The sequence below is a fragment of the Nocardia sp. NPDC023852 genome, assembly GCF_040639505.1.
In the GTDB taxonomy this organism is placed as follows: domain Bacteria; phylum Actinomycetota; class Actinomycetes; order Mycobacteriales; family Mycobacteriaceae; genus Nocardia.
Map to the genome: position 1 here is coordinate 1 of NZ_JBFAAB010000046.1, position 26,006 is coordinate 26,006.

The window sequence follows — 26,006 nt, forward strand, 5'->3', positions numbered from 1 at the left end:
TCTTTTCTCCGACAGTGGTCTGCTCGAAGCCATCGCGCATCACATCCGTTCCTCACCAGGAGATTCCAGTGTTGCGCTGACCCATTGAGACCAAGCCGATGAGCGAGCACAGACCCGGGCATCGCCATGCGCCTAACTAGCCGATGAGCGCGGACCCGTGCAGGTGGCCAATGGCTCGTGTCGGTCAGGATGCGGATGCAGCGGCCTGTTCGTTTGCTATCGGCCCTACGCGACAGCGCGAGCCCGGGTGGCGTTGACCAGTATGTCCACGAGCCGCGCCAGCTCTGGTCCCGCGGCCTGGTCATCGGCGCGCCTGCTCACCGCGAGCACGGGCCCGGCCTGGTCGAGTACCACCCCGCCGCGGGCCAGCCGCTGCGCTACACCCCGCACGACTTCCGCCGCTTGTGGGCCACCGAGGCCGGTCAGTAACGGCCTGCAGGTGCACATCGCGGCAAAACTGTTGGGGCACAAGAACGTCAACACCACGCAAACCTATGTCGCGGTCTTCGACGAGCACCTCGTGCGCGCCTACCGGGCCTTCCTCGACAATCGCCGCGCCAGCGCCCGCAAGCCGAATACCGCGATCCCACCGATCAGGAATGGCGCGAGTTCCAGCAGCACTTCGAGCTGCGCAAACTCGAACTGGGCACCTGCTCACGCCCCTACGGCAGTCCCTGCCGGCATGAGCACGCCTGTTTCTCTGAACTACTGGTAGGGCTGGTGACGTGCGAAAAGTATTGCTTGCGAAGCTTTCTCTTCCGGGGCGAGCAGCATGTGAGCCTCGACCTTGAATCCGGCATCACGCAGCCAGGTCGTCATGAGGTCCGGCTGCCGACGGTGGACATGGACATTCATCGGGTGACCGCCGTAGCCTTGGGTTTTCAACTGCGACTCGGTGCCGACGTGGAACAGTAATTGCAGTGGTCCGCCGGGACGCAGTACTCGATGAAAGTGCCTCAGCACGGCCGGGACCTCGTCGTCGGGGACGTGGATCAACGACTGCCAAGCCAGCATGCCGGCCATCGAGGCTGCCGGGAAGTCCAGCTCCGTCATAGAACCCACCTCGAACCGCAGTCCAGGGTGGTCACGCCGAGCTGCCTCGATCATCCCAGGGGAGAGATCGACACCGAAGGCATCAACACCCAGCTCGTGTAAGTAGGCGGTAACGTGTCCGGGACCGCACCCGACATCGGCTACGAGCCCGCCGCCAGCGGCCCGCACGCTGTCTGCGAACAATGCCAGAGCTGCACGGAGGTATGGGTGTCCAGCCAGGGCATCGCGCACCTGGTCGGCATAGCTCAGCGCGACAGTGTCGTAGGAGATTCGGGTATCGGTCAACCAGTCGTCTGCGCTCATCACCGGCAGGGTAGTCCGTAACCATCAATCGCCATTGACCGACGCTGCGGCGGCTGGATTAAGGAGCATCTGAGCTATTCCTATGGGGCAGTAGTCCTTCCGGAAATGGCATCGAATCCGGGATGCCGAGTTCGGTCGCTGCTGTGGTTCGCTGGAGCGTGGCGTCGATCTGGGCGAGTTTGTCGTTGACGCCGCTGTAGCTGACCTGCAGGCCCTCGACTTCGCCGAGCCAGCCCTCGCGTCTGGCCTCAATGATGCGGGCTTCGAGATTGACGCGGATCTCTTCGAGCCTGGCTCGTTGGACCGGGTCCGGTCTCAGGAGTGAACATCGGACACATGCTTCTCTGAACTAACTGACCATGCCCATCCCGGCGTCTTTCGAACGCACGCTCATGCCGCTGTGCGCGCGGGTTCGGTTGGCCACCAGTCCATCTCGCGAAGGCACGCACATGCCGATGATCGTGCATCGTTTGGCTGATGTCCTGATCTCAGTCGAACCTCGGAGTTGGAGGCACCATTGCTTTGGTTGCTCGAAAGAGATGACCCGCTACCAGTGAGTGGGGTCACGGCATGGCAGCACGCGGCGGTGGTGGTGTCTGTCGGCCGCAGGCCTGGTCGAGGGAAAGGATGGTGGGGACCTGCAACGAATTCCTTTGACCATGGGAGGTCCTGTGTTATCTGTACGTTCCGTGCTTACCGGTGTGGCGGCGGTCGCGCTGACCTCGTTGATCGTGGCTGCTCCTGCCGCGGCCGCGCAGGACGACATCGATTTCGGTGCCGCGCCTTCCTCGTCCTCGACGGAGAACACCGACCTGGCCCAGCGCCCACACCACCCTCAGAAGTCGTATCAGCAGCAATTGCAGGAATGTCGCGATGAAAATGAAAAAGACCCGGCGGCGCAAAAATGTTGTGAGCGCGCGGTCAAAGAGCGCTATGGACAGAAGTAGCAGTCTCGGGCCGAGTCGGAGTGTGGCTCGGACCCGAATCCCTGGCGCGTAGCGATTGGCGTGCAGGCTGTGGTACGAGTGTCGGGGGGTCGCCGAGATCCTGAGTCGACACGGCTTCCCGACGTTCGTATAGGTCCTCGGTAAGGATCACTGATCGGCGGTCAGCATGGTCTCCGCTCTGTCCGCATGAACGCACGAAAATGCCGCTGTGCGCGCGGGTTCGGTTGGCCACCAGTCCATCTCGCGAACGCACGCCCATGCCGATTTCAGTGCATTGGTCGGATCACGCGCAGTTCATGAGCAGTTCGAAGGCACTGTGCAGGTCGGGCTCGTCGAAGGTCTCCAGGGGCCCGTCCGACGGGGTGCGATGCCAGACGATGTAGTGAGTGGCCAGGTAGCTCAAGTCTCCCCATGGCTCCTGCGCGTGGACCCGCGCTAGCACTCGTTCGCATCGCAAGCATTCGAGCCATGGGACGACGAGTAGGCGTGTCAGCGCAGCGTCGGTGATGCCGATCTGGGCTGGATGGACTGGTGTCGCGCGATCATCGGGGAGTAGTCGTATGGAACCGTCATCGGTGGAATCCCTGACGCACGCGGTGATCTGGTCATGGCGGGCCAACCGTTCGCCCCACTGCTCTGCGAGAATTTCGATCTCGGCGCGTGTTCGGTCGTCGATCGGAATCTGGTGCTCGAGAAGCCGTTGCATCAAGATCCACAGCCCGGCTTCTTGGTGGCCTGATTCTCGGCAGTCGCGAAAATTCTCGGTGTCCTCGGCCGAGGGCAGCAGTCCGGCCAACCGTTCCCATAGCTCATCTTCGTATGCCTCGTAACGGTTGCCGCTCCCCATTGTCGTGACCCTACTGGACAGAATTCGGGGGCGCGCTGTCCCTCGTTCGCGCCTTGTTGCCAACGGGTGAACGCACTCATCTGCCGCTGGGCGGGCGGTGGTCAGCAGTCCAGATCCGTTGGTCGGCAAAGCTTCTCAACGCGCGCTCATCCCGAGTTCCGGATATGAAACGCGATGGCATGTTGTCTGCACCGCTGCAAGAATTCTGCCGGTGGGTAACTCATACGCGTTTCCGGCGTTCCGGACGCCGGATGTCGACGAGGCGCTGCGGGTGGTCAACCAGCTGCTGGAACTGGCTGATACCAGCCAGTTGGAGCTGGACTTCGACATCGCGGTCACGAGCACACGGACGCTGACACGGCTGTTGGCATTGTTGCCCGAGGCTGATTGGTGGTGCATCGACCCCGGACAGGAAGAGCAAGTACTGAGTCCCTCGTCGCAAAGGGGCGACGACCCCTACACCAGCTTGCCGATCCACTTCCAACACTGGTGTGTGCCACCGGAGTACCTCCCCCCGATACTGGCGGCCGTCGGCAGCGAAATGGCGGCTATTCGATGGGATTTCACGGCCTGGCCGGCAGTACCAGAGCTGAAACTTGACTCTTCTGGGAAGTGTGCGTACATCACGGTCAGCATCAACGCGCGTACCATCTGGCCGGACGAATCGAGCCCTGACCACACCGTGCATATCCACGCGGCAGAGTTCTATCCCGAACGGGCCACCTGGCTGGCCGCGCAGGTCGGTCTTGAGATCATCGGCGATCCCGAAATGTCAGCTCTCTGACTGGGAGCCAAAACATCCGCTCACCCGCTGGCCGCGCTGTGAAGCGGCCGCCCTGAGGCGGCCTGCGGGCCAGAGCGGTTACGGCTCAGAACACGCGGTAGTGCCGATTTTGGGTGCGAGCCGTTGCATACTGTGGGGCGTGCCAATCGACCCGCCGGGCAGCCCTCATCATTGGGGTTGCGGCGTGTGCTGCGCTGTTCGCGCCAATGTCGGGCTTACGGGGCATGCCGACCGCGTTCCAGGTTGAGTGCCTGCTGCTTTCAGCGTGGTGCGGCGGCACAGTGGCCTGGTTGTCGGCATCCGACGATGCCTACACGGATTAAAAAAAGGTCGTAACTTGACTCGGAACAGATTCGGAGGCGAGCCGAGTTCGACCGCACCTGATGACATGCGCTCATGCCGCTTATCGCTCGAATCGCCTACTCGGCACAGGGTTCCCGTAGTCCGGTTAATGTCGCTAGGTACAGGCGATTGCGTAAGCCAGGTCAGATGGCCCGCTTGGAGGTTCTCGCAGAGGGTCTTTTTCGGTTTCCGAGGCGTGTCTGATCGTGCGTGGCCATCATCATTGATCCGGCTTTCGTGGGATGCGGCTGATGGCAGAAATCAGCGGTGGGGAAGGGATCGGGGGAGCCCGAACCACGGGAATACGCTGTTGTCGAAACGGGTCACGGCACTGATCCGGTCGCCGGCAAGCGTGAGGACGAGAAGTCCGGTCCCGCGCCGGATGCCGTCGGTTGCCGAGCGCAAATAGGTCCCGAATGCCGGTTGGCTGTTGGCCTGCGTAGGCACCATGTGGTACGTCCGGTCGGCGCTCATGAGCGCGGCGTAGAAGCCGGCGACGGCGTCGCGGCCAACATATTCGAGGGGCATAGGCGGCATGGAGATGCGAACGTCGTCGGTGAGTAGGGCGACCAAGGCATCTATATCACCGGATTCGTAGGCGCGGGCGAACCTCGCTACGAGTGCCTGTTCGGCGGGTGAGGCGGGCGAGGGAGGCGAATCGGCGTCCGTACTCGACGGGAGTCGCCGTTGCAGCGTGGTGCGTGCTCGCTTGAGGGCGCTGTTGACCGATTCGACCGTCGAGTCGAGCATGTCCGCGACCTCGGCTGCCGGGTATCCGAGCACCTCGCGCAGGATCAGAACGGCGCGCTGGCGCGCGGGGAGGATCTGCAGCGCGGTGATGAAAGCCAACGAGATGGACTCGGCCTGCTCATAGCGGGCTTCCGGGCCGAGCGGCATGGCGATCGCAGGGTCGAGGAGCGCGTCGGGATACGGCTCCAGCCACACCACCTCGCCACGCCGGGTCGGCTCTGGGGGTTCGATCTCGGGCACATCCCACTCCTTTGCCGGGCGCCGGCTGGCCGAGCGAAGCGCGTTAAGACATTGATTGGTGGCGATCCGATACAGCCAGGTGCGGATCGAGGAACGCCCTTGGAACCGGTTGAGACCGCGCCACGCCGCGAGCAGCGTGTCCTGGAGTACGTCCTCGGCGTCCTGGAACGAGCCGAGCATCCGATAGCAGTGTCGGTGCAGCTCCCGGCGGTGCGGCTCGGTCAGCTGTCGGAACGCCTCGTCGTCCCCGGCCCGCGCCCTCGCGATCAGGTCGCTCGCGGTCACGTGTCATCACCCCTACCTGGTGTCAGGCTCGCCGCTGTCGGTCTTCTCTGTGTGGTGACACTGCCCGGGCCGCAAACTGGGCGCTCCATGCCCGCCCATTTTCTCGAGGTCGGGGTGTCTGCACCATCGACGGTTCACATTCGCCTGATAGGAGAACACATGACTCGCGCGGACAAAACGGTTCTGGTGACCGGAGCCAACCGAGGCCTCGGACGGGCTTTGGTCGACGAAGCCCTGAGCAGGGGCGCCACACGGGTCTACGCAGGCACACGGCAGCCCCTGACTCACCCCGACGAGCGCGTCACGCCCCTGGCCCTGGACGTGACCGACGCCGAACAGATCGCCGCCGCTGGCGAGGCCGTTGCTTCGCTCGATGTCCTTGTCAACAATGCGGGCCTGGGAGGCTACGAAGACCTCGCTGATCGCGCCGCCCTGGAGCAGTATCTCGCAGTTAACCTCTTCGGCCCGTACGGCGTCACACAGGCCCTCCTGCCCCGGCTCATCGAGTCGCGGGGCGCGATCGTCAACGTGGTGTCGATGGCGGCGTTGGCGGCATTGCCAGTCAGTCCTGGCTACTCGATCTCCAAGGCCGCCGCGTTCTCCATGACACAGTCCCTGCGTGCCACCCTCGCCGGTCAGGGCGTACATGTCCACGCCGTGCTGGCCGGCCCCGTGGACACCGACATGGTGCGCGATCTCCCGATCCCGAAGGCGTCACCATCGTCAGTTGCCCAAGCCATCTTCGACGGAGTAGAGGAGGGCCACGACGAAATCTTCCCCGACCCCTTCTCACAGGCGTTCGCCGACGGCTGGAACGGCGGCACGGTCAAGGCGCTCGAACGCGAGAACGCGGCGCTGATTTCCGCGGCACAGAACCCGTAACGGAAAGGGCGGACCACATCAATGAGCACGAATTTGCTGCTCGAGGACAAGAACGCCGTCATCTACGGAGCCGGCGGCGCCATTGGCCACGCCGTCGCCCGTACGTTCGCGCGCGAGGGGGCCCGGGTCTTTCTCGCCGGACGTACCGCCTCGAGGGTGGAGACGTCCACTGGATCACCGCCGAGTGAAAGCCACCCTGCCCAGTATTGGACCTGTTGGCCGCCGCCCTGGCCACGGCGTCTGAACCCGCGCAGCGCGTGCGACTGATCAACGAAGGAGTTCTGCCGCGAGTGCGCATCAGATCGCGTTCGCCCGAGTATTTGTCGTGAACCCCGTGGGTCAGGTCTTGCTGGTCCGTGACCACTTCGGGTACTGGAATCTACCCGGCGGCAAAGTCGAGCCAGATGAGATGCCCGCAGCAGCCGCTGTCCGAGAGATACGGGAGGAGATGGGCCTGACGATCGTGGAGATCGAGGAAGTCCATCACGATGAATACGAGTTCGACGGCGTTTCCTGGACCGGTTACTTCTACCGGGCGCAGTGCGTCGCCGGTCAGCCTGCGCTGCAAGAACCTGACAAGGCAACCGAACTCGCCTACCGCGACCCCGCCGAGGTGGCGTTCCATCCGGCGGTTTCGGCGGCGATGACGGCCCTGTGGATCAGGCTCAGCCCTGATCTCGGGCCGACCGCGCATCGGCCGCAGATTCAACGCTACTGCGCGCCGTAGACCTGTGGGCCGGGGTCCAGTGCGGTGGCCGCCGTCGAGCGCGAACGACGATGATGCCTGACGTGCCAGAATCCGACATGGTCAACACTCGTCGGCATCCCGTGATCGGCATCGTTTCCGGCCCTCCAGGCTCAGGGAAGTCGACCCTGGCTCACGCGCTTGCCACCGACATCGGCGTCCCCGCGATCATTCGCGACGAGATCAAGCAGGGCATGGTCGCGGGCACCGCACCAACCAGCAACACCGGGTACGAAGACCTCGACATCCCCGTCCTGCACACCTTCTTCGACGTGCTGACCCTGCTCGCCCGCAGCGGTGTCAGCGTGGTCGCCGAAGCCGCGTTCCAGGACAAACTGTGGTTCTGTAGCCGTCTTCCTGTTGTGGTTCGATGGCCGAGATCGTCGAGGAGAACTGCAGAGGGTGCTGGGTATTGGACCGTGCTTCGGTTCGATCTGGAGCGGTCGTGGCCCGAGTTGCCTGCAGATCTTCCACGGCGACGCCATGACCTGCGTGTTCAACCCGAAACAGGCCAGCTGCGCGGCGACACCGAGGACCCGCTGGTCACTCCCGACATCGACGACTGCCGGCCCCGCTGCCCGAACATAGCGAGGACAGACCGTGGTATCGCCGAACTACGCAGGCGCCGGGACGAACTCGCCGAGATTGTCGCCGACCCGCTCGCCCCGCCGATCCGGCACCTCCGCGAACGACACGAACTCGATCGCCTCGACATCATCCTGGACGACCACCGGTGACACCGACCGCAGCGACCGAGAAGGACCCCGGTCCGCAAGAAGATCCTCGCCGCCATGGACCGGCTCCTGGACGGCAAGCCGCTGCGTTCGACCGGCCGGCACAGCATCTCCCAGCTCGCGGTCGAAGCCGGACTCGGCCGCTGGCATCTGACCCACCAGCACACCGACCTCAAGGAACTGTTCCAGGCCCGCGTCAAAGAGGCGACGGTGGCGGCCGCTGATGCGGCGCCCAGCCCGTACGACAAACTCGAGGCCGAGCACGCCGAGCTGCGCGCACACTGCGCCCACCTCGAACAACAACTGCAGCTCTACGCCGCCGCACCCGTCACAGCAGCATCGGTCCCTGCTGATGGCCACCATCCCTCGGGGCAAGCCTTGCCGCACGACGCACGCGACGCGGTTCGCCGTCTCCCCGCCGAGGCAAGAGAGTCGGGGAACGGTTTACGGAATCGAATCTTCGGCTACCGATCGTCGTCGCTCAGACGAGCAACCCCGGGGTATTCCGCGGGTGTTCGCCAGATGGTTTGGTCAGCGGAGTTCACCAGGCCGGGATCTGACGGTCTCGGATGCGGGCTGATGGTGATGGTGGCTGCTGGTGCGGGCCGGGCGGACTCCGGCAAGGCCGGTCCAGCACAGCCCGGCGGTGATGGCGACGGCGTCGTGCTTGGGGAGGAGTTTGCCGGTGGCTGCCCAGTCCCGCGCGCACGACTGGGCGATGGCGACCAGTTCAGCGGCGATCAGCCAGCCCTGTTCCGCTCGCGGCAGGGGGAACGGCGTCAGTGCCCGTGAGAGTGTGTCGGTGCAGATCGCGGCGGCCTGGTGTGCCATGCGCTGTGCGGAGGGCTCTTCGGCCACGGCCGCGTCGGCCAGCAGTGCGGCGCTGCGTGGGTGGGTGTCGGCGAAGTCGAACACTGCGGCCACTGTCGCCGTCACGATCGATTCCATGCTCTCGGCGTGGTCGAGCGCCGCAGTGAGCGTATCCTCCAGCACCTGCACGGCGTCGTGCAGGACTGCCAGATACAGTTCCAGCTTGCTCGAGAACGATTTGTACAGCACCGGTTTGCTGATCCCGGCCCGGCACGCGATCTCTTCCATGCTCGCCGCGCGGTAGCCGCAGGCGGCGATCAATCCCGCCGCCGCGGCCATGACCACGCGCCGTCGTTCCTGCCGGGCCCGCGCCACTTTCGCATCCACCGCCCTGGTCTCCTCTGCTCCTCACGGTACCGACACCGGATCCCGGAGCCTGTGAGCGCGCCCGCCGCGGGTCGTCATCTCCGATCCCAGGATCCATGCAGTGCTCAACCTATGCGCCGTGCAGCCGCTGCGGATAGTGCATCGGCTCACCGGAACTGGATCACCGGACGATCCCGTCAAGTGGCGGTGTCGTACGGGCGGTGACGAGATACCCGACATCGGTGCCGTGGTGGGCCAGTCGGTTCGTGGCGGTGTGGGACCGGGGGACGGACTGCCGGGCGAACGGGAATAAGGGCTGTCGTCACCGGTCTTCGCCGAGGCCGCTCCGGATTACTGGTTATCGTCCCGTGGGAGGGGTGGCGATGGGCCATTCTGGTGGGAGCTGGAGCCAGCCGCCGATCATGACTACTGCGCTCAGCAGTGCCTGGATACCGTCCCAGCCGGAGGCGACCGCGCGGGACGGTCGTCGACCCGGAACGGGCACAACGCGATCCCCAGGTCCGCGACGGGGAACGGACGCCCGATCGTGACCGTGTGCCTACCGTGCGCCGACTCGACCGTGCGGGTCGCCACCAGTTCGCCGACCGAATCACCGTCCGGCGCTACGACCTCGTCGATGCTCGTGGCAGGAAATCCCGCCGTCGCTCGGAGGGCTGTGCCGGGGCGGTTCCCGCGACGGGGGGTGAGCCGCTGCTCGATGTCGGTCAGGGCCCGGTAGAGCGCGGCCACCTCGTCGGCTCCGTGGACGGTCCACTGCCCGTGGCCGCGCAGCCTGTAGCTGCAGTCGGCGCCATCGGTGCCGGGTGTGGCCATCCGACCTCGACCACGGTGGGCTGTTCGCCGAACGTCACCTGAGAGGCCGTCATCACCCGCATGCGTGTAGTTGTCGTCGGTCAGCTCCCGAGACTCGACATCGTCAAGCCGGCCCGCCGTGCGAACGGCCGGGTTGGCGCCGTTACTCCCATCACACAACCGTAGTGGTTCGCTCCGCCTGCGACGGGGGTGTACGCCAGTGGTACCGGTGTGCCCGCAACCGGCGGCACGCCGCGTCGACCCGTGCCGTATCTCGTGGTCTTCATGATCATGGCCTGGCGACGACCGCAACCTGGAGCGCGGCAAACAATCGGCCACCCGGGATGCAGTGGCCACGGCACGTATGCAAAATAGGGCATATGCCCCACACCACTCCTGTTACCGCTTGGAAGACTCTGCGCGACGGCAACGACCGCTTCGTCAACGGCACTTTGCAGCACCCCAATCAGGGTGCGGCCGACCGGACGAAGCTGGCCGGTGGCCAGCACCCCTCGGCGATCCTGTTCGGATGCGGTGACTCCCGGGTCGCCGCGGAGATCATCTTCGACCAGGGCCTCGGTGACATGTTCGTCGTCCGCACCGCCGGTCACGTCGTCGACGGCTCGGTCCTCGGCTCCATCGAATACGGCGTGCAGGTACTGCAGGCTCCGCTGATCGTGGTCCTCGGTCACGACAGCTGCGGCGCGGTGCGGGCCACCATCGACGCCCTCGACACCGGCGCGGTGCCCGGCGGGTTCATCCGCAGCGTCGTCGAGAAGGTCACCCCGTCGATCCTGCTCGGCCGCCGCGACGGCCTCAGCACCGTCGACGAACTGGAAGCCCGGCACGTGGCCGAGACCGGCGAACTGCTGACCCAGCGATCCACCACCATCTCCGAGCGGGTCGAGGCCGGAGAGCTCGCCATCGCGTGCGCCACCTACAAGCTGTCCGAAGGCCGGGTCAACCTGAACCGGGTGATCGGCAACATCGGCGAACTCGAGTAACGACCCCCTATCGGCCGGTCGCCTCCGCGCCGGTCGTGTCGTGCAGGTCCGGGATCACGGTGCGCAGGTCCTCGGTGCTGATCGCGCCCGCCCGGACCAGCACGGGCACCGCGCCGGTCACATCCACGATCGAGGACGCCACCGCGGCCGGAGTCGGTCCTGCGTCCAGATAGACCGCGACCTTGGCGCCGAGCATCTGCTCGGCCGCCTCACAGGTCTGCGGTGACGGCGCGCCGGTGCGATTGGCACTCGACACCGCCAACGGGCCGGTCTCGGCGAGCAGCTCGAGGGCGACCGGATGCGCCGGCATCCGCACCGCCACCGTGCCACCGGTATCACCCAGATCCCACCGCAGCGACGGCTCCTGCCGGACAACCAGGCTCAGACCACCCGGCCAGAACGCGTCCACCAGATCCCACGCCCATTGCGGAAGCCCGGCCGTCACACAGGTCACCGCGGCCGGGGACCCGATCAGCACCGGCGAGGGCATGGTGCGGCCCCGTCCTTTGGCCCGCAACAGCCGCCCCACCGCTGCCGGATGGGACGCGTCGGCAGCCAGCCCGTACACCGTGTCGGTGGGCAGCACCACCAGCTCGCCACGGCGCACCGCCGCAGCAGCTGCGGCCTGTCCCGCCGCACGTTCCGACGTTCGGCAGTCATACCACCGAAGCATTCACGCCTCTATTCACTAGCGCCGCACCCGATCCCGAACCCTATCCAGGATTCCGGCCAGTCATAGCGCAAAACGAAGCCCGGGTGGCGCCTGGTGGAACCCACCGAAGAATCTCACCACGATGGCCGAACCACTGCCCGACTCAGCCGGTGCCGCGCCGACTCCAGTCGGCGCAACCCCGTAGCCCCCTAACCCCTCTAGGGCAACAGCGTTCCGGACCATCGCACCCCAGGAACCGCTCGTCCGGAATGCCGCGATCGTGCTTCGATCGCGGCACTCCGCACCAGCCATGCTTCGCCGGACACGGGGCCTGCGTCTCCTTCACGCCGGGGCCATCGTCCGGTTCGCTGTTATGAAACTCCGGCTCGTCGAAGTTCCGGCTCGTCGCGATCGGCGGTGGTTCGTGGCCCGGATTCGGTCGACGGCATGAGCAGGTGACGTTGACGGTCGTAGGCGAGCCCAGCCACGGCGATGAGGACACAGACCGCGGCGGGCAACAGCAGTGCCGCCTCGCCGATCCGGCTGCCGAGGGCGGTACCCGCGACGCTGCCAGTGATGAACGTGATGACCGTGGCCGACAACACGGCGGCCCGCCAACTGTCGAAACGGTGCCGTCGTGAACGCCCGATCAGCAGGCCGAGGTCGGTGACGGTGCCAGTGAAATGGGTGGTGCGGATCTGCATCGTCCGCAAACTGGAACTCGTTCCGTTCTGCAGCCCGCAGGCGAGCGAGGCGAGGAAGATCGACAGCATGTCTCCCGACCAGGTGAAGGCCAGAAACAGCAGCAACGCCTCACCGGTCATGATGGCGCTGTGCCGAGCTCCCGCATGTGTTTTCGCCGGCGCCAGCACCGCACCGGCCGACGCCGCTCCCACCAGAAATCCGATGATGATCGCGGCGAGCAGGCTTGTTTCGAACATCCACGGGCTGGCAGCGTCCATCCCCAGCTGCGTTGTCGTCGCGGTCACATTGGCAACCGGGACGGCTAAAGTCAAGATGGCCACGGCATTGACGAAGCCCGCAACAGTTGCGAGCAATGATCCGTAGGCGAGAACGAGCGCGCGATGCGGCGCGGTGAGGCTCATGGCAGGCATACAGCTCCCCGAGTTGCTTGTCTGACATTGGGCAAACAGAACAAAACGTACCGGGGCTACCTCAGAAAAAACTGAGAACCTTCGCCTCCAGGAGTGGGAAGACGCAGGGCACCAACGCAACTAGCGAACCCGAACCGCAACCCGCCGCCGGAGCGGACGACGCGGCGGAATTCCAGGACCCGCGAAGGGGCTGCCCGAGGTGATAAAGCATATGCCTTGCCGTGATCACGCCACAGGCTCCGTCGGCAACGGGGATCTCCTCGGCCGCCGCACGAATACCTTCGACTCCCTCGATACGTGACGCGGCCTCGACGGCGGACTGGGACGTGTCGACCCCCGCCAGCCTGCCGATGTGACCAGCACTGACCAGATGGCTGAGGAATTCGGCTGTGCCGCAGCCGACATCGATCAGAAACTACGATCCGGTGAGCCGAAGCGCCTCAACAACAGCGCCATTGACGTCATCCGTGAATTCGAAGAAACGCTTGTGCGTCTCGATCCAGACCTGCAATGGATCCAGATCAGAAGTACCAGCCCAGGACAGCGTCGCGGTCGGTGCCGAAGGCTTCGTCGAGGGCGTGCAGTTGCCGGGAGTCTTCGGCCTGCAGGCGGTGAGCAGCGGACAGCGCGCGGGCGCGGTGGGCGCCGAGGTACATGCTGGCGAGGACATCGATACCCAGTTCGACATCGGCTGTGCGGGTGGTCGGTTCGGATTCGGCGATGCCGTCGCGGACCCGGAGGGCGAAGCTGCCGCCCGCGTTGCGGAACGGGTCGGTCACCGCGAGCACGATATCGAGATCGCGCCGGTATGTGCGGGCGGACAGGGCGGCCGGGATGTCCATCAGCCGGGCCCACAGCCCGTCGTAACGTCCGGTGGTGCGGACCAGTCGGGGATCGGTGAGCAGGTAGGGGAGTGGATCGTCGCTGCTGATCGTGGCGTGCACGGTGTGGACAAGGTCCAGGCCCAGCATCGTGCGCCACAGCGCGGCATGCGCGTGGGTGGTCACCGCGCGCAGCTCGATGACCTCGGCCTCCATCCCGGACGCGCGGTGGTGGTACCGATAGAGGGCGTAGCCGTCGGGATGGACGAGTGCGAACACGCCGGTGGTTTCGCTGGTGCGGTCGGCGGCGAGGTGGGCGAGGTTGATCGTCCACGCGGGGTCCGGCCGCACTTGCGCACCGGGTGTCAGGCGTCGCCAGCGGTCGTAGATGGGCGGCAGCAATGGGATCGCGTCCTCCAGCGGTGCCAGATGGACGCCGCCGGGATCCGGTGCGGTGGGAAGGAATTCGGCGAATCGGCGATCGATGCTCACCCGGTTCTCGACCACGGTCGGGCTGTACCCGAACCGCTGGTAGATGCTGCCTTGGCTGGCAGTGAAGATGGTCAGCGGCAACCCGGCCGTCTCTGTGCGCTGGTGCTGCTCGGTGTACATCGCCCGCAGGATTCCCCGCCGCCGATGCGTCGGCGCCACCGCGACCGCCGCGATCCCGCATGCTTGCACGGTTCGCTCGCCCGGCACGGTCAGTGTCATCGTCGCCTCCCGCGTATGCCCGACGATCCGGTCTGCGTCGACCGCCACGAGGGCACGCTCGACCGGCCACAGCCGCGCGGCCTGCTCCACTATCACCGGGTCAGGTTCCGGCGTCCCACCGAAGGACGTCGCAAGCAGCAACCGGATCGCGGCCGCGTCCTGTTCGTTAGCCGACCTCAGAGTGACACCCGATGCGATCACCATCCACCGACCATGACACGCACCGCAGTCCCACCGCACCCGAATTACACGCCCTGAGTACGAGGCGGTGATCGGCTCGGTGCCATCCGTCCACTCACAGAGCGGAGTTCGGGCCAGCCTTCGCCGGCGTCGTCTTCGAACAGTTCCGCATAGCTACCCAGTCGACGGGTGTACGCGATTGCGGGTGTCGTAGGTGACGGCGGGGCGGGGGAGGCGACGAACAAGCCGTCGGGCAATCCCGTTCCACGGCTTGGGCCGGCACGGTGGGTAGAACCGACGCTCGCCGGCACTGTCTACTACCGGGAGTTCGCCGGCGCGCGCTTCACCACCCGAGCTGGGCAGGGCTGCGGGCAGAGCACGACCCCGCCAACGTCCAGATGCCCACTGACAGCTTCGGCTCCTCCGAGAAGGTGCGGTACAGCTGCGCCAGTAGCGGCAAACCAGGCTGCTTGTCCAGGTCAGCGGTGCCGGAAGGAGTGCGTCACCCGGCGTTGGCAAACGGTCAGGATGGTTCGGTGACGCCTTTGCCAGCGCGTGGGTGAGGTGTACGTCGAGTTCGTTGGGGCCCGAGACCATGCGCAGTATGCACTGCGATGCGTCGATGTCGTCGAGTCGGCGGTGGGTGCGGTCCTTGCTGGGTTCAAATACCGTTGATGGGTGCGGTGGGATTCGTGAACGGACATGTTCGTCAGGCCGACTTCGGTGGCGCCGTCCTCGCTGGCATCTACTTCAATTCTATTGGTGATCAATCGGAGTCGGGATGAGGATCGCGGCCTCGGCGCTCATCCGCCTGTTCTAGTTTCAGTCGTTCGAGCACGGCTTCGGGTGTGATCGACCAGTGGTTTTTCTCTGGGGCAAGCAGGTGGAACAGTTCGGCGCTGCCGTCGGCGAGGACAGTGGGGAGGCCGGATGCGTCGAGGGTCTGGGCGATTTCTCTCATTTCGGCTTCCCAGCGCCATGCGCGGGCGGCGACGCTGGGCAGGTATGCGCGGTCGGCCAGCGCGGTCGCGCCGAATTGCTCTGCTTCGCGGATTAGGGCGTCGGTGATGCCGTGCTCGTCGGCGAGGGCGTGGGCGATGGCGGCTAGCAGCCGGTTGGTGCGCAGGTAGGACGCGGTAGCCATTTTCAGGGCACTGGCCGCACCGATCTTGTCTGCGAGCACGGTGGTATCGAGTTCACTGGTAGAGAACAGATCCCGGGCTTCGGCGGTCGCACCGGATGGTCCGGCGAGGTAGATGCGTGGACGGGCGTCGTTGCGTGGGGGTGGTCCGCTGATGACGGCGTCGACGACGCTTGCACCGGTTTTCGTGAGCAGGTCATGGATGTGGTGCATCCTGTGAGGGCTGATCGCGTTGGCGTCGACGTAGATTCCGGGGTAGTGGTGTTCGGCGACGTGTTCGGCGACTTCCTCTGCTGCGGCGGCTGGACAGATCGACAGCACCACACTGGCTTCGGCGAGTAGCTCGGCGAGGTCCTCGACTGGGTGAAGGTCGGCCTCGTGTGCACGCTGGCGGGTCGCGTCACTGCGCCCGGTCGGATGCCACAACACAGTGTGGCCACTCCGGGTGAGGCGGGCACCGATCGCGGCGCCCATCTGGCCGGGGTGCAGGAGTCCGGCGATCATCGGGCGCCCCCGCCGCTGGGCAGGGCCGGTTGAGTTCGGATGGGTGAGCAGCTGATGCGTTCCCGCAAGGTTGTCGCCAGTGCTGAGGTTTGGAAGTGCGGACGGTCCAGGGCGGTACTCAGTTGCAGTAGTCGGCGTGCGACGGATTCGGTGCGGCGTTGCCCGCCGACTTCCAACACCTGCTCGACTTGTTCGGCGGCGCCGTCGAGGTCCGATTGGGCGAGGCGGGCGACAGCGAAATCCAGACGAGCCAGCGACATTTCACCGAGGCGACGTTCTTCGGGCGGGTCGGTCTCATATAGTTCGACCGCTTCGGCAGAGAGTCGTTCGGCCTCGGCAAGGTTGGGTTGGCCACCGAGCCACAAGCGGGCGGCCCCACCGTAGAACTGTTGTTTGGCCATCGGGAAGGCCATCATGCCACCCGGATCGTCGGGGGCGATGATTGCCTGACGGGCCTGTTCGGCGCGCAGCAGAGCATCATCGGTGCCTTGGGTGTCGTGTAGGCGGGCGCGGGCGCGGGCTTCGATACAGGCGAGCCGGACACGGGCGGTGCCGTTTTCGGGCATGAAGCGCCATCCGTCCTCGGCGAGATCGACTGCGGCGCGGGGCCGGTCGTCCCAATAGGCGATGAGGGCCTGGGTGCCGCGGATCCACGCCCGCATCCCGTTGTGACCAGCTAGTTCCGCGGCCATGAAGGCAGTGCGGGCTTGGGTCTCAGCAGCCGCGAGCCCAAGTCGAACGATGCGTTCGACAGCACGGCGCACAACGCGGCGGCGGTGAAGTACAGCTCGCGGGTCTGGCCGGGCGCTTGCCGCCCCTCCAGCAGGGTGAACGCGCGGTCCCGAAGCGCGCGCAGTTCGACGAACAACGGATACACCGGCCGGTTCGGGTAGACGCGGACGATGCGCCGCAAGTCGGCGTGGAACTGCTCGATGGTGTGTGGTCCCACGTTGGTTTGCTCGGCGAACTGGCCGAACCGGGCGGACTCGGCTGCTGCCATGGATATCGCCTCCTCGATCTCGTCCCAGGAACTCGGTGACCGCGTCTGTCGCGGCCGGTCTGCAGAATGTATGCCCTCCGTGCGAGAGCCCAGCACCCCCGGCGCCGTGCTGGTGTTCATCGCGTCGGGTGGCCCGAGTTCGCTCGCATCAGGTTCGGCGAACAGCTCTTCGACCGGTTCGCGGAACATCTGCTCGAGCACCCGACATGCAGCCGGGCGCGGCAGCCTGGTCATACCGCCGGTCACCCATCGGGTTGCCTGGCGCGGTGAGAGCGAGACCTTTCCGTCTTTGCTGGAGGGCTGGGTGAGGGTTGCTGCTGTCTGGTTGAAAGCCCGCATGAACTCGCCGATGGTCAGCCGCCGCTGGCGCAATGCTGCTCGAGGCGCGTGCGAGCAACTCGATCGCTCATCTTGACCTCCCTCTCGCTGATTCCACTGACTGTCGGTGCATGTGCGATTTCAGGCTACGGACTCCCGTGCCGCGCAGGAGATACACGGCACTCGAATGGCACCCAAATGGCTATCGAATGGCCACCTCATGGCCGTGGCCGCCGCCACATGATCGAACCCACTGTTCCGGATGGAATTCCCCCGGGTGAGGAGGGTATCGAATGAAACCCACGATAGGGCGCCTGATGACCGTGCGCATCTGGCGATCGAAGTATCAGCATTCATCGCCTGACCAGCATGAACATGACACCAGCCGGCCGGAAAGAGCTGCGGCTGGTCGGTCAGATCGTCAGCCGTGCCCGGTCTGCGACGACCGATGTCCTACCCGTGGCGCGGTCGAAGCAGGGCTCACCGCCACGCAGGCTCGCGACATCCTGCACCGCGGCGGTCACAACCTGAGCTGCCTTACATGGCTAGCCGCACATGCCCTGTTGTCGGCCGGACTCGACGAGCACTGAAGGGGCGCCAGATCATGTCGCTGTACATATTCCCGATCGTTCTGGCTTGCGCCGCGGCGACCGCTGTGGTGGTTGTCGCCATCAGGTGGGAACGCCCCCGCCGCGGTCCGGGCGGCCCCCGCATTGCCAACCTGAAACCTCGGTCGGGCTGGGACGAGGACTCTGCTGCTGCGTTCAGTCTGTCGCACCGCGAACCGGATCAGCCGTTCACCATCGAGCAAGCCCACCATGCCATGCAATCGCACCGGCAGTGCCGCGCGAACACCTGCCCACGCAAGCAAGCAGCGTTCCGGACCCTGGTGGCGGCCGGCCGGGTCGTTCCCGACTTGCGGGCGGACGGATATGCCCAATGACCAGCGAGAACACCTCGCATTGCGAGGGCGTGGATGACGGGCGGGGCTGTCCAAGACCTGGACGTTGGCATCCTGCGTCGTGTCGCGAGACCGATCCGCTCCGCGGCCGCTTCTCCATTGCGAGGGCGGACATTTTTAAGCGAAAACTGTTGACAGGCAAGGCAAGTCGTTGAGTAGACGAACCAATTGAAAGGCTGGGTTATGTATTTCTATGGTGACGCGCGTGGTCTGTTGGCGGGGGTGGGTTTGCCTGGTGGTGACCCGGATCTCGGGCTCGACGATTCACCGCGAACATTTCCCGATGGCGGCCGGTGGCGGATCGAGGTCCCCACGGTGAACTCCGCGGACGCGGCGGAATCTCTGCTGTCACAGGCGCAGGATCGCGGTGTCCGGATCAACCGGATTACCGAAACCAAGGGAATGTGTCGGCATCCGGCCGAGGAGATCCGGCGATACGTCGAGCTGGGTCGCCGACACGGCGTTGAGGTGTTGATGTCGGTGGGACCGCGTGCCACGACCGACACCAGCGCGACGGCGAGAACGCAAGAAGGAGCGCGGATCGGCTACCGGCTCCGCGGCGGTGAACAGCTCGTGCGGGCGCTGGAAGATGTCCTGCGCGGAGTGGAACTCGGGGTGCGTGGCATCGTGGTGTACGACGAAGGCCTGCTGTCCACGCTCGACTCCCTGCGTCAACGCGGAGAGTTGCCGGCGGAGCTGCATTTCAAGGTGTCCGCGCATTGCGGGCACGGCAACCCAGCCTCGATGCGGCTGCTGGAGACGTTGGGTGCCAACAGCATCAACCCGGTGCGGGATCTGAGTTTGTCGATGCTTGCCGCATTGCGGCAGACGGTGTCGGTTCCGCTGGATGTTCACATCGACAACCCGTCGTCCTCGGGGAATTTCATCCGCACCTATGAGGCGCCGGACTTCGCGAGGATTCTGTCGCCGGTGTATCTGAAGACCGGCAACAGTGCACTGCCGGGGCATGGTGTGAGCCCCACAGCGCAGCAGATCGGTGACATGGTCGATCAGATCGCGATCGTGGTCGAGTGGCTGGCCCGGCACTATCCGCAGGCGCGGCAGTCGGGCGTCGATGCCGCGGTGAAGGCGGTCTGAGCATGTGTCGAATCCATGGGTACCTTGGTGGTGGGCCGATCGAACGGGCAGTGCTGATGACTGTCGCGCAGGCGCAGCGCCATGGCGGTCCGGACGCGCAAACCGTGCAAGTAGGGGCGGGCTGGGCTCTGGGAAGCAATCGCCTCGCGGTACAAGGCGTCGATCACGGCAGGCAGCCCTATCGCCTCGGTCCCGGGCTGATCTGTGTATTCAATGGCGAGATCTACAACCACGTCTCGCTGCGCGAGCAGCTGGCAGGCGACGGGTTCCGGTTCGAAGGCACCTGTGACGGTGATGTCATTTTCCCGCTGTATGAGCGTTACGGCAACGAGTTCGTGACGCATTTGGAGGGGATGTTCGCGATCGCGATCGTGGACAGCCGCCAAGGGGAGCCGATCCTGAAGTTGTTCAACGACCACGCGGGCATGAAAAGCCTGCACTACTACGTTAGCGGCGCCAGACTGTGTTTCGCCTCTGAGCTGCGAGCACTGTCGAGGTTCCCGGACTTCCCCACGGAACTGGACCGATTGGCCATCGACCGCTACTTCGGTGGGAAGGCCGTCTGGGGGCCGGTGACGATCTTCTCGCAGGTGCGCACCATGCCACCGGGCAGTGTCGTCGAATTCAGTGCCTCCGGTCGACCGGGCGCAACCTCGTTCACCATGCCCACGCCACTGTTCGCGCAGGACGCCGACCCGGCCGAGACACTCGAGGAGTTGTTGCGGGAGGAGATGAACAGGATGCTGGCCGCGGACGTCGCGGTGTGCGCGATCACCAGCGGTGGTCTGGATTCGAGTCTGCTCACCGCGTTCGCCACTGAACTCGCAAGCCAGGTTGACACATTCAATGTCTCCTACCGCGGCGATTGGCCCGCCGACGAACGGCACTTCGCGGCGCAGGTCGCCGCGCACTGCGGCACACGCCATCATCAAGTCGAGTTGGATCCACGCGAGTTCCCCACCCTGATCGACGAATTCGTGGCGCATCTGGATCAACCCAACAACGCCCCTCACAGCCTGTCGACGTTCGGGTCGTTCAAAGCGGTACACGAGGCGGGGTTCAAGGTTGCGATCACCGGCGACGGCGCCGACGAGCTGTTCGCGGATACCGCAGGTACCTCACCGCAGCAGCCGACACCCGCCCGGGATGGCATCGCCGGTACCAAGCCACCCTGGCCATCGCACCTGTCTCGGTGCTCGCCGGCCTCTACAGCGACCATTTCCGCAACGAAATCCTGACCAATGGCGGATACTTCAGCAATCTGGTCGGTGCCGAGGTAGCCGCAAGCCGAGACCTCGGAGAACGCGGCGCGCTCGAGTCGCTACTGCACTTCGACCGCGTTCGGCGGTTTCCCGAATACATTCTGCGTCGGCTCGACAACCTGAGTATGGCGTGGGCGGTCGAAGCACGGGTTCCGTTCCTGCAACCACGGATCATGGCCTTCGCCAGCCAGTTGTCTGCACGCGCGAAGACTTCCGGTGGCGCTGGTAAGGCCCCGGTCGCGGCCGTCGCGCGCGGGAAGCTTCCCGCCTCCATCGTCGAGCGGGACAAGCAGCCGTTCACTCTGCCGATCACAGCGATGATGCAACCGGGGCAGCCGCTCTACGACATGGTCGGTGACGTCGTGCTACCCGCTGAACGCAGCGGCAACCTGTTCAATGCGGTGGAAGTGAAGTCGCTGTTCGCGCGACAGACTGCCCGGCCTGCGAACCAGACCGCGCAGTTGCTGTAGTCGATTCTGATCTTGGAGCGATGGCTGGCAGTTCGGGGTTTGCAACTGTGAGAGGAGACATGGCAGTGGTGACAGGTGCGAGGAGCGGCCGGTGACCGGCATCGTCGACACGATCGAAAAGCTGGCACCGGTCGCGCTGATCTTCGGGGCGGGTGTCGTGTTCGCCCGCCGCAAGATCATCGACTCATCGACCTCGAAAGCATTCTCCGAATTCGCATTTCGCTTCGCGATCCCCGCCTACCTGTTAGGCAGCCTTTACGCCAGCAACCTGGGTCGGGTATTCAACGCCGCGGCGATCGGTGCTTACGCCGCGACGGCCGTGGCCGCCATGGTGGTCATCGCGATCGTGGCGCGAGCTGTGACGGGGTCGAGCACCCGAGGAACAGCGCTGCGGATCATGAGTGCCTGCCAGGTGAACACTGCCTATTTCGCGATCCCCGTGTTCATCCTGCTCTTCGGCGACGCCTCGCCCATCTTTCCGGTGATTCTGCTCCAGGTTTGTGTGCTGACTGTGGTGGTGATCGCGATCATGGAGTCCGCTGGCAGCCACAACGATGTCGGTGTTCCCACGCCGGTCAAGGTGCGGCGCGGCATGTGGGCGGCGCTGACCACCCCAGTGGTACTCGCCTGCTATGCGGGCATCGCCGCCAACGTCACCCACGTGCCGGTGCCTGGCTGGGCATTGGATGCGTTGTCGTTGGCCGGTGCAGCGGCATCGCCTGTGGCATTGTTCGCGCTGGGTTTGCATCTCGGGGGCACTGGCCTGCGGATTAGGGGTACGACCAGCGACGAGTATTGGCTGATCGGTTTCAAATGCGTGTTGTTCCCGCTGCTGGCCCTCGCAATCAGCCGGTACGTATTCGGCCTGACCGGCGAGTGGCTGGGCTACGTGGTGCCGATCGCGGCCATGCCCGCGCCGCAGAATCTGTTTATCTTCGCTCAGCAGTACGACACCGAAGTCGAACTAGCCGCCTCCGTCGTCGTCAAGACATCCATTGTCGCACTGCTGTTACTGCCGATATGGGCACTGGTCGCACGATGACCACGCCCACTGTGAACGAGGCGATCAGTGCAGCCCGTATGGTGCATGGGAGATCATTCAGTTGGCACGGAAACGAAACCCATACTCGATCACCCGCATCAAGGTTGGCCAGGCCGGTGCGCGCGGTGACCGCATTGGCCAGAACGACGGGGTCGGACAAAGCGGTGAACACCGTCGGGTTCGCGTCGATGATGTCGTAATCGAGTACGTCGAGCAGCTGTGCCGGCCTTTGCCGCCGGTGGCGGGCACGATCAAACCGATATCGGGGTCGATGAAGGCCGCCATTCAGGTCGGCGCCCGGTCATCAGTGGGCCCGGCCAGATAGTCGGTGGATGCCCGCGCGTGCGGCGCGACGGTGACCGGGTGACCACGGCCGGAGAAGTAGGCCACGACCCGGTCCAGCTCCTCGGCGGGGATCGGGTCAGGAGGAGGCGGTTTCGATCACCGAGAGCCACGTGACTGCGTTGTCCTTGAAGGACTGGTGCACTGGCACCAACGCGCTGTGGTCGTCGAGGCTCATCATCGTGACGCCGACCAGTTCTGCGTCACCGTCGTCCTGGGCGGCGACAGAGCTCCCGCAGAAGCCACGCTGGGAGTCGGGGAAAGTGTTGTACCAGACCGGCTCTCCGCCTGGACCGGTCCACTCGAACCCGTCGCGAGGGAAGTCGACCCACGACATCACCGGTGGGGACACGAACAAAGGTGCGGGAAAGTAAGGTCACCCGACGCCTGATACCGGATGTTGCCGCTTCTCTGCACCATGCAAGTGGACTCGCCGTCGACTGCCGCGTCGCCAATCGTGGGACTATCGACAATGGCTGATAATCCCGGGAAACATGTTCCAGATCTGTCACGCCGGCTGATCATGGCGACGGCAGCCGAGCATCCCATAAGTAGCCGATTCCAGGACATCGAATGCTTCGTTGTCTTCGACCTGGCGCTTACCACAAGATGGTGCATCTGTTCCGGGGGCATGTCCATGTCCGAGGTTGAGGCGTCAGGCCGGACCAACGACCCGCGACCGGGCCGCGCGTACATGCCGAGCACCCGGACTGAAATGCCACAGATCGTGTTGCTCAGCAGCGGTTTCTGCTGGCTTGTGTGCTGCCCCAGCTGGGCGCGCGGCCCGTGCGGGAGGGCTGTCGAGGTCCGAAAACAGCTGGTGTAGTGATCATCAAGATGGTTCCGGCGGCCAGCGCGGTACCGGACCATAAGGGCAGGGATGCGGCCGGGGTGTGGCTCAGCAGGGCGGCTCCGAGTGCGGAGCCACCGGTTATGCCGAGTTGGTAGGACACGACGTAGGCGCCGGACGGGATGTCCGGATCGTCTGTAGCCGCGTGGAGGACGGTGTGTTGCAGGATTACCGGCAATGCTGCTGCGGTGGCGCCCCACAGCATGACGAGGATGAAGACGATCCAGCCGAGATGCGCGATGCCGAGCGCGGTGATTGCGCATGTCAGCGTCATGGCCACGGTGAGAGCAGTGCGACGCGGATAGGCGTCGAGCACGCGTGCGACGAGAGTCACCCCGAACAAGCCCGCGATGCCGTACCCGGCCAGAACGACCACCAGCAGCGATCCGCTCAACCCAGCCGGCGCGATCAGCAGTGCGAAGTAGGTGTAGCTCACGTAGTGGCCGAGGACCAGTGCGGTCGTGACGAGGCAGACTACGAGAACCGGTCCGAGATTGAATGTTCTGTGGGTGCGTACCGCGCGCGGTGGTGGAGGTGTTTCGGGTAAGACGGTTCGCAGCAGGACCGCGGTGGCGCCGGCCGCACCGGCGAGCGCGAGTGCGGCTGCGCGCCAACCCACTTCGTGTGCCAGGCCGGTAACGATCGGCGCACCAGCGATCAGGCCCAGCGAAGAGCCCGCGAAGACGGCTGCGGTCGCGCGGCCGCGCATTCCGTCCGGTGCGTACCGTGCCGCTACCACGGGGATCTGCGACCACACCAGGCCGTGTGCGACCGCCGCCACGCCGCGTGCCGATGCCGCCACCGTGAAGCTCGGAGCCAGACCGAATGCGACCTGCGAGAAGGCCAGCAGCACAAGGGATACAGTGAGGGCGCGGCGCCGGTCCAGCCGCCGACAAGCCCACACCGCGGGTAGCGTCGCCGCCCCGGCCGCGATCGCGTACGCGGTGAGCAGGAGCCCGGCCGTGGCGGGGGCCACGTGCAATCCCATGGCGAGGTCGTTCAATGCGCCGATCGGGAACAGCTCGGCGGTCATGTACACGAACAGTGCCAGGCCCAGCGCCGCCAATCGTCCATACAGTGCACCGGCCGTGTTCGTTTGCGGTGCGGCCATTTGCGTCATCGCGGCATGCGGTCCAGGAAGGCGGACACCTCCGCAACCCACGGCCCAGCTTCCGCAGGCGTGAAAATATGCCCGGCCGAAGGGTATTCGATCAGCTCGGCACCGGCGATGCCGGAAGCTAACTGACGAACGGTATCCGGCAGCACGACCCGGTCCTCGCCACTCACGACGACGAGGGTGGGCACGTTGACGTCGGCAAGCAGCGGCCGAATATCGGTGCGGCTCACCAGCTCTACATGATCGGCGCCGCCGACGGGGTAGCCGGCGCGGATCTGCCGGACCGCCGCCGCGTGCTCGTCCTCGGACACACTTGTGAGCGTTCCAGGTGAGTTTGCGTAGAAGAGCAACTCGGCCAGGATGTCGAAATCACCGCGCTCGGCCAGATGCCGCCACACCCGGCCCAGTGCACGTGCCTGCGCGTCCGGATACACCAGCCCGACGGTGAGTACCAGCGCGCTGACGTGCTCGGGATGCCGGGTGGCCGCGGCCACGGCGACAGCAGAACCCAGCGAAAGCCCGACGATCGGAAATCGTTCGGCACCGGCCTCCAAGGCGGTCGCGACCACGGTGTCGGCGAGTTCGTCGATCGACAGCGGCGCGGTCGCCTGCGGTGTTTTGCCGGCGCCGGGATAGTACGGTCCGACGAAACGCCGATCCGCGATGGTATCGATGAGCGGTGCGAAGTTCTCGCGGACACCACCACCGGCGCCGTGGGCGAGGGCGACCACCGGACCGGTACCGCTGTCGACGACATCTACCTGGTCCAACAACTGCTGACGCTGTGCATCGGAAATCATGCGACGAAGCTAAGCGTTGACGTTGGCGTGAAGGTCAAGACGAACTCCGGACCATGCAGGGCGCGGCATGCGGATCGGTGAACTCGCCCGCCGCTCGGGCACGACGACGCGCGCATTGCGCTATTACGAGGAGCAAGGCCTGCTCGCGTCCGAACGGACCGGCAACGGCTACCGGGACTACAGCGAGGCGTGTCTGGTGCGAGTCCGCCAGATCCGGGCACTGCTCGACGCCGGGTTCAACTCGCAAACCGTCGCGCAACTGCTGCCCTGTGCCAGCGGCTCGCGCCCACAGCTCGAACTGTGCCCCAACATCGTCGCAGCCATGCAAACAACCTTGAAGCGGATCGAATCCAACCTGGAGACCCTCAGTAGCCACCACGCAGCGGTGTCCTCGTTTCTCGAGGGTGAATCGTCCTCGGATTCCGCCTGAGAAGTTCCGCCCCGGCACAGGGGTTGCCCGGCTCCCCGCGATTACTACCGGAACTCCGATATGCTGGGCGTATCCGCTCAGTAGCCGCGGGGCGGGCGTTCCGGAACGCGGTATCCGCCAGTCAGCGGTGCGACAACCTGTTCCACTTCTGTACGGCCATCGAAGGTTCCACGCCTGGCAACCTCGCGGTCCTGAGGTTCCGCCGCTTTCTCGGAGGGCTCTGTGCATGGTCCGATAGGACGATGGAAGGAGTCATTCGTGGCAGCACCGAAGAAGTACCCCGATGA

Annotated in this window: 28 protein-coding genes and 1 pseudogene; 13 read left to right on the forward strand and 16 right to left on the reverse strand. The window is 65.3% G+C overall.

Annotated elements, in window-relative coordinates; genetic code table 11:
- Positions 1 to 225: 225 nt before the first annotated feature.
- Positions 226 to 447 (reverse strand): hypothetical protein, encoded by a 222-nt coding sequence (locus AB0H00_RS31080; protein ID WP_357273330.1) that lies wholly within the window; start codon positions 445 to 447, stop codon positions 226 to 228.
- On the opposite strand from AB0H00_RS31080, the gene AB0H00_RS31085 reads away from it, so the two are divergent.
- Positions 440 to 715 (forward strand): hypothetical protein, encoded by a 276-nt coding sequence (locus AB0H00_RS31085; protein ID WP_357273332.1) that lies wholly within the window; start codon positions 440 to 442, stop codon positions 713 to 715. The genes AB0H00_RS31080 and AB0H00_RS31085 overlap by 8 nt on opposite strands.
- Here the strand turns inward: AB0H00_RS31085 and AB0H00_RS31090 are convergent.
- The gene (locus AB0H00_RS31090) at positions 706 to 1,356 is read right to left on the reverse strand and encodes a class I SAM-dependent methyltransferase (RefSeq protein ID WP_327113384.1); all 651 of its coding nucleotides are present in this window, start codon (positions 1,354 to 1,356) and stop codon (positions 706 to 708) included. The genes AB0H00_RS31085 and AB0H00_RS31090 overlap by 10 nt on opposite strands.
- A gap of 701 nt (positions 1,357 to 2,057) precedes the next feature.
- Here AB0H00_RS31090 and AB0H00_RS31095 point away from each other — a divergent pair.
- Positions 2,058 to 2,303: a hypothetical protein gene (locus AB0H00_RS31095; protein WP_357273334.1), complete on the forward strand. Its 246-nt coding sequence runs from the start codon at positions 2,058 to 2,060 to the stop codon at positions 2,301 to 2,303.
- A gap of 283 nt (positions 2,304 to 2,586) precedes the next feature.
- On the opposite strand, the gene AB0H00_RS31100 is transcribed toward AB0H00_RS31095, so the two are convergent.
- Positions 2,587 to 3,150, reverse strand: coding sequence for a hypothetical protein (locus AB0H00_RS31100; protein WP_357273337.1), 564 nt, complete (start codon positions 3,148 to 3,150; stop codon positions 2,587 to 2,589).
- Positions 3,151 to 3,247: 97 nt separating this feature from the next.
- On the opposite strand from AB0H00_RS31100, the gene AB0H00_RS31105 reads away from it, so the two are divergent.
- Complete coding sequence (locus AB0H00_RS31105; protein WP_357273339.1) at positions 3,248 to 3,934, forward strand: hypothetical protein; 687 nt, start codon at positions 3,248 to 3,250, stop codon at positions 3,932 to 3,934.
- Positions 3,935 to 4,537: 603 nt separating this feature from the next.
- Here the strand turns inward: AB0H00_RS31105 and AB0H00_RS31110 are convergent.
- A complete protein-coding gene (locus tag AB0H00_RS31110) occupies positions 4,538 to 5,551 on the reverse strand; it encodes a sigma-70 family RNA polymerase sigma factor (RefSeq protein ID WP_357273341.1) in 1,014 nt (337 codons plus the stop codon).
- Between the two features lie 159 nt (positions 5,552 to 5,710).
- Here AB0H00_RS31110 and AB0H00_RS31115 point away from each other — a divergent pair, with 159 nt between their 5' ends.
- The 4 genes from AB0H00_RS31115 (at position 5,711) to AB0H00_RS31130 (ending at position 7,915) form a co-directional block, all read left to right on the forward strand.
- Positions 5,711 to 6,433, forward strand: coding sequence for an SDR family NAD(P)-dependent oxidoreductase (locus tag AB0H00_RS31115; protein ID WP_357273343.1), 723 nt, complete (start codon positions 5,711 to 5,713; stop codon positions 6,431 to 6,433).
- Between the two features lie 21 nt (positions 6,434 to 6,454).
- Positions 6,455 to 6,700 (forward strand): SDR family NAD(P)-dependent oxidoreductase, encoded by a 246-nt coding sequence (locus AB0H00_RS31120; protein WP_357273346.1) that lies wholly within the window; start codon positions 6,455 to 6,457, stop codon positions 6,698 to 6,700.
- Between the two features lie 34 nt (positions 6,701 to 6,734).
- Positions 6,735 to 7,160: an NUDIX hydrolase gene (locus AB0H00_RS31125; RefSeq protein ID WP_357273385.1), complete on the forward strand. Its 426-nt coding sequence runs from the start codon at positions 6,735 to 6,737 to the stop codon at positions 7,158 to 7,160.
- A gap of 62 nt (positions 7,161 to 7,222) precedes the next feature.
- Positions 7,223 to 7,915, forward strand: a complete 693-nt coding sequence (locus tag AB0H00_RS31130) for an AAA family ATPase (RefSeq protein ID WP_357273348.1) — start codon at positions 7,223 to 7,225, stop codon at positions 7,913 to 7,915.
- A gap of 528 nt (positions 7,916 to 8,443) precedes the next feature.
- Here the strand turns inward: AB0H00_RS31130 and AB0H00_RS31135 are convergent.
- Together AB0H00_RS31135 and AB0H00_RS31140 are read right to left on the reverse strand one after the other, a co-directional pair.
- Positions 8,444 to 9,109, reverse strand: coding sequence for a TetR/AcrR family transcriptional regulator (locus AB0H00_RS31135; protein ID WP_357273350.1), 666 nt, complete (start codon positions 9,107 to 9,109; stop codon positions 8,444 to 8,446).
- 414 nt (positions 9,110 to 9,523) lie between these two features.
- Entirely contained in the window at positions 9,524 to 9,922 is a 399-nt protein-coding gene (locus AB0H00_RS31140) for a hypothetical protein (RefSeq protein ID WP_357273352.1), read from the reverse strand.
- Between the two features lie 359 nt (positions 9,923 to 10,281).
- Here AB0H00_RS31140 and AB0H00_RS31145 point away from each other — a divergent pair, with 359 nt between their 5' ends.
- Entirely contained in the window at positions 10,282 to 10,905 is a 624-nt protein-coding gene (locus tag AB0H00_RS31145; RefSeq protein WP_357273355.1) for a carbonic anhydrase, read from the forward strand.
- Positions 10,906 to 10,912: 7 nt separating this feature from the next.
- On the opposite strand, the gene AB0H00_RS31150 is transcribed toward AB0H00_RS31145, so the two are convergent.
- The 7 genes from AB0H00_RS31150 to AB0H00_RS31180 form a co-directional block, all read right to left on the reverse strand.
- Positions 10,913 to 11,578 (reverse strand): L-threonylcarbamoyladenylate synthase, encoded by a 666-nt coding sequence (locus tag AB0H00_RS31150; RefSeq protein ID WP_357273357.1) that lies wholly within the window; start codon positions 11,576 to 11,578, stop codon positions 10,913 to 10,915.
- A gap of 350 nt (positions 11,579 to 11,928) precedes the next feature.
- Complete coding sequence (locus AB0H00_RS31155) at positions 11,929 to 12,672, reverse strand: YoaK family protein (protein ID WP_357273359.1); 744 nt, start codon at positions 12,670 to 12,672, stop codon at positions 11,929 to 11,931.
- Positions 12,673 to 12,733: 61 nt separating this feature from the next.
- Entirely contained in the window at positions 12,734 to 13,084 is a 351-nt protein-coding gene (locus AB0H00_RS31160; RefSeq protein WP_357273387.1) for a class I SAM-dependent methyltransferase, read from the reverse strand.
- Positions 13,085 to 13,193: 109 nt separating this feature from the next.
- Entirely contained in the window at positions 13,194 to 14,408 is a 1,215-nt protein-coding gene (locus AB0H00_RS31165) for a GNAT family N-acetyltransferase (RefSeq protein WP_357273362.1), read from the reverse strand.
- A gap of 742 nt (positions 14,409 to 15,150) precedes the next feature.
- Positions 15,151 to 16,029, reverse strand: a complete 879-nt coding sequence (locus tag AB0H00_RS31170) for a DUF1932 domain-containing protein (RefSeq protein WP_357273364.1) — start codon at positions 16,027 to 16,029, stop codon at positions 15,151 to 15,153.
- Positions 16,026 to 16,721: a hypothetical protein gene (locus tag AB0H00_RS31175; protein ID WP_357273366.1), complete on the reverse strand. Its 696-nt coding sequence runs from the start codon at positions 16,719 to 16,721 to the stop codon at positions 16,026 to 16,028. The genes AB0H00_RS31170 and AB0H00_RS31175 overlap by 4 nt, the downstream gene beginning before the upstream one ends.
- Positions 16,706 to 17,368, reverse strand: a complete 663-nt coding sequence (locus AB0H00_RS31180; protein WP_357273368.1) for a hypothetical protein — start codon at positions 17,366 to 17,368, stop codon at positions 16,706 to 16,708. The genes AB0H00_RS31175 and AB0H00_RS31180 overlap by 16 nt, the downstream gene beginning before the upstream one ends.
- Before the next feature lie 583 nt (positions 17,369 to 17,951).
- Between AB0H00_RS31180 and AB0H00_RS31185 the strand changes: the two genes are divergently transcribed.
- The 4 genes and pseudogenes from AB0H00_RS31185 (at position 17,952) to AB0H00_RS31200 (ending at position 22,180) form a co-directional block, all read left to right on the forward strand.
- The gene (locus tag AB0H00_RS31185) at positions 17,952 to 18,290 is read left to right on the forward strand and encodes a hypothetical protein (RefSeq protein WP_357273370.1); all 339 of its coding nucleotides are present in this window, start codon (positions 17,952 to 17,954) and stop codon (positions 18,288 to 18,290) included.
- Positions 18,291 to 18,491: 201 nt separating this feature from the next.
- The gene (locus tag AB0H00_RS31190) at positions 18,492 to 19,406 is read left to right on the forward strand and encodes a hypothetical protein (RefSeq protein WP_357273373.1); all 915 of its coding nucleotides are present in this window, start codon (positions 18,492 to 18,494) and stop codon (positions 19,404 to 19,406) included.
- A gap of 56 nt (positions 19,407 to 19,462) precedes the next feature.
- Positions 19,463 to 21,138 (forward strand): annotated as a pseudogene (gene asnB, locus AB0H00_RS31195) (asparagine synthase (glutamine-hydrolyzing)).
- A gap of 91 nt (positions 21,139 to 21,229) precedes the next feature.
- Positions 21,230 to 22,180: an AEC family transporter gene (locus AB0H00_RS31200; protein ID WP_357273375.1), complete on the forward strand. Its 951-nt coding sequence runs from the start codon at positions 21,230 to 21,232 to the stop codon at positions 22,178 to 22,180.
- 421 nt (positions 22,181 to 22,601) lie between these two features.
- On the opposite strand, the gene AB0H00_RS31205 is transcribed toward AB0H00_RS31200, so the two are convergent.
- The 3 genes from AB0H00_RS31205 to AB0H00_RS31215 all read right to left on the reverse strand — a co-directional run bounded on the left by AB0H00_RS31205 (position 22,602) and on the right by AB0H00_RS31215 (position 25,289).
- Positions 22,602 to 22,874: a hypothetical protein gene (locus AB0H00_RS31205; RefSeq protein WP_357273376.1), complete on the reverse strand. Its 273-nt coding sequence runs from the start codon at positions 22,872 to 22,874 to the stop codon at positions 22,602 to 22,604.
- A gap of 382 nt (positions 22,875 to 23,256) precedes the next feature.
- A complete protein-coding gene (locus AB0H00_RS31210; RefSeq protein WP_357273378.1) occupies positions 23,257 to 24,483 on the reverse strand; it encodes an MFS transporter in 1,227 nt (408 codons plus the stop codon).
- Between the two features lie 5 nt (positions 24,484 to 24,488).
- On the reverse strand, positions 24,489 to 25,289 hold the full coding sequence (locus AB0H00_RS31215; protein ID WP_357273381.1) for an alpha/beta hydrolase: 801 nt from the start codon (positions 25,287 to 25,289) through the stop codon (positions 24,489 to 24,491).
- A gap of 67 nt (positions 25,290 to 25,356) precedes the next feature.
- On the opposite strand from AB0H00_RS31215, the gene AB0H00_RS31220 reads away from it, so the two are divergent.
- A complete protein-coding gene (locus tag AB0H00_RS31220) occupies positions 25,357 to 25,719 on the forward strand; it encodes a MerR family transcriptional regulator (RefSeq protein WP_357273383.1) in 363 nt (120 codons plus the stop codon).
- The last annotated feature ends 287 nt before the right edge of the window (positions 25,720 to 26,006 follow it).

Bases quoted from the DNA above. Each gene is read 5' to 3' on its own strand.
- AB0H00_RS31175 (WP_357273366.1), bottom strand. From the start codon at position 16,721: ATGGCCGCGGAACTAGCTGGTCACAACGGGATGCGGGCGTGGATCCGC.
- AB0H00_RS31115 (WP_357273343.1), top strand. From the start codon at position 5,711: ATGACTCGCGCGGACAAAACGGTTCTGGTGACCGGAGCCAACCGAGGC.
- AB0H00_RS31155 (WP_357273359.1), bottom strand. From the start codon at position 12,672: ATGCCTGCCATGAGCCTCACCGCGCCGCATCGCGCGCTCGTTCTCGCC.
- AB0H00_RS31215 (WP_357273381.1), bottom strand. From the start codon at position 25,289: ATGATTTCCGATGCACAGCGTCAGCAGTTGTTGGACCAGGTAGATGTC.
- AB0H00_RS31220 (WP_357273383.1), top strand. From the start codon at position 25,357: ATGCGGATCGGTGAACTCGCCCGCCGCTCGGGCACGACGACGCGCGCA.
- AB0H00_RS31120 (WP_357273346.1), top strand. From the start codon at position 6,455: ATGAGCACGAATTTGCTGCTCGAGGACAAGAACGCCGTCATCTACGGA.
- AB0H00_RS31090 (WP_327113384.1), bottom strand. From the start codon at position 1,356: ATGAGCGCAGACGACTGGTTGACCGATACCCGAATCTCCTACGACACT.
- AB0H00_RS31170 (WP_357273364.1), bottom strand. From the start codon at position 16,029: ATGATCGCCGGACTCCTGCACCCCGGCCAGATGGGCGCCGCGATCGGT.
- AB0H00_RS31180 (WP_357273368.1), bottom strand. From the start codon at position 17,368: ATGCGGGCTTTCAACCAGACAGCAGCAACCCTCACCCAGCCCTCCAGC.
- AB0H00_RS31145 (WP_357273355.1), top strand. From the start codon at position 10,282: ATGCCCCACACCACTCCTGTTACCGCTTGGAAGACTCTGCGCGACGGC.
- AB0H00_RS31080 (WP_357273330.1), bottom strand. From the start codon at position 447: ATGTGCACCTGCAGGCCGTTACTGACCGGCCTCGGTGGCCCACAAGCG.
- AB0H00_RS31150 (WP_357273357.1), bottom strand. From the start codon at position 11,578: ATGCTTCGGTGGTATGACTGCCGAACGTCGGAACGTGCGGCGGGACAG.
- AB0H00_RS31190 (WP_357273373.1), top strand. From the start codon at position 18,492: ATGTATTTCTATGGTGACGCGCGTGGTCTGTTGGCGGGGGTGGGTTTG.
- AB0H00_RS31100 (WP_357273337.1), bottom strand. From the start codon at position 3,150: ATGGGGAGCGGCAACCGTTACGAGGCATACGAAGATGAGCTATGGGAA.
- AB0H00_RS31210 (WP_357273378.1), bottom strand. From the start codon at position 24,483: ATGGCCGCACCGCAAACGAACACGGCCGGTGCACTGTATGGACGATTG.
- AB0H00_RS31140 (WP_357273352.1), bottom strand. From the start codon at position 9,922: ATGGCCACACCCGGCACCGATGGCGCCGACTGCAGCTACAGGCTGCGC.
- AB0H00_RS31165 (WP_357273362.1), bottom strand. From the start codon at position 14,408: ATGGTGATCGCATCGGGTGTCACTCTGAGGTCGGCTAACGAACAGGAC.
- AB0H00_RS31185 (WP_357273370.1), top strand. From the start codon at position 17,952: ATGTCGCTGTACATATTCCCGATCGTTCTGGCTTGCGCCGCGGCGACC.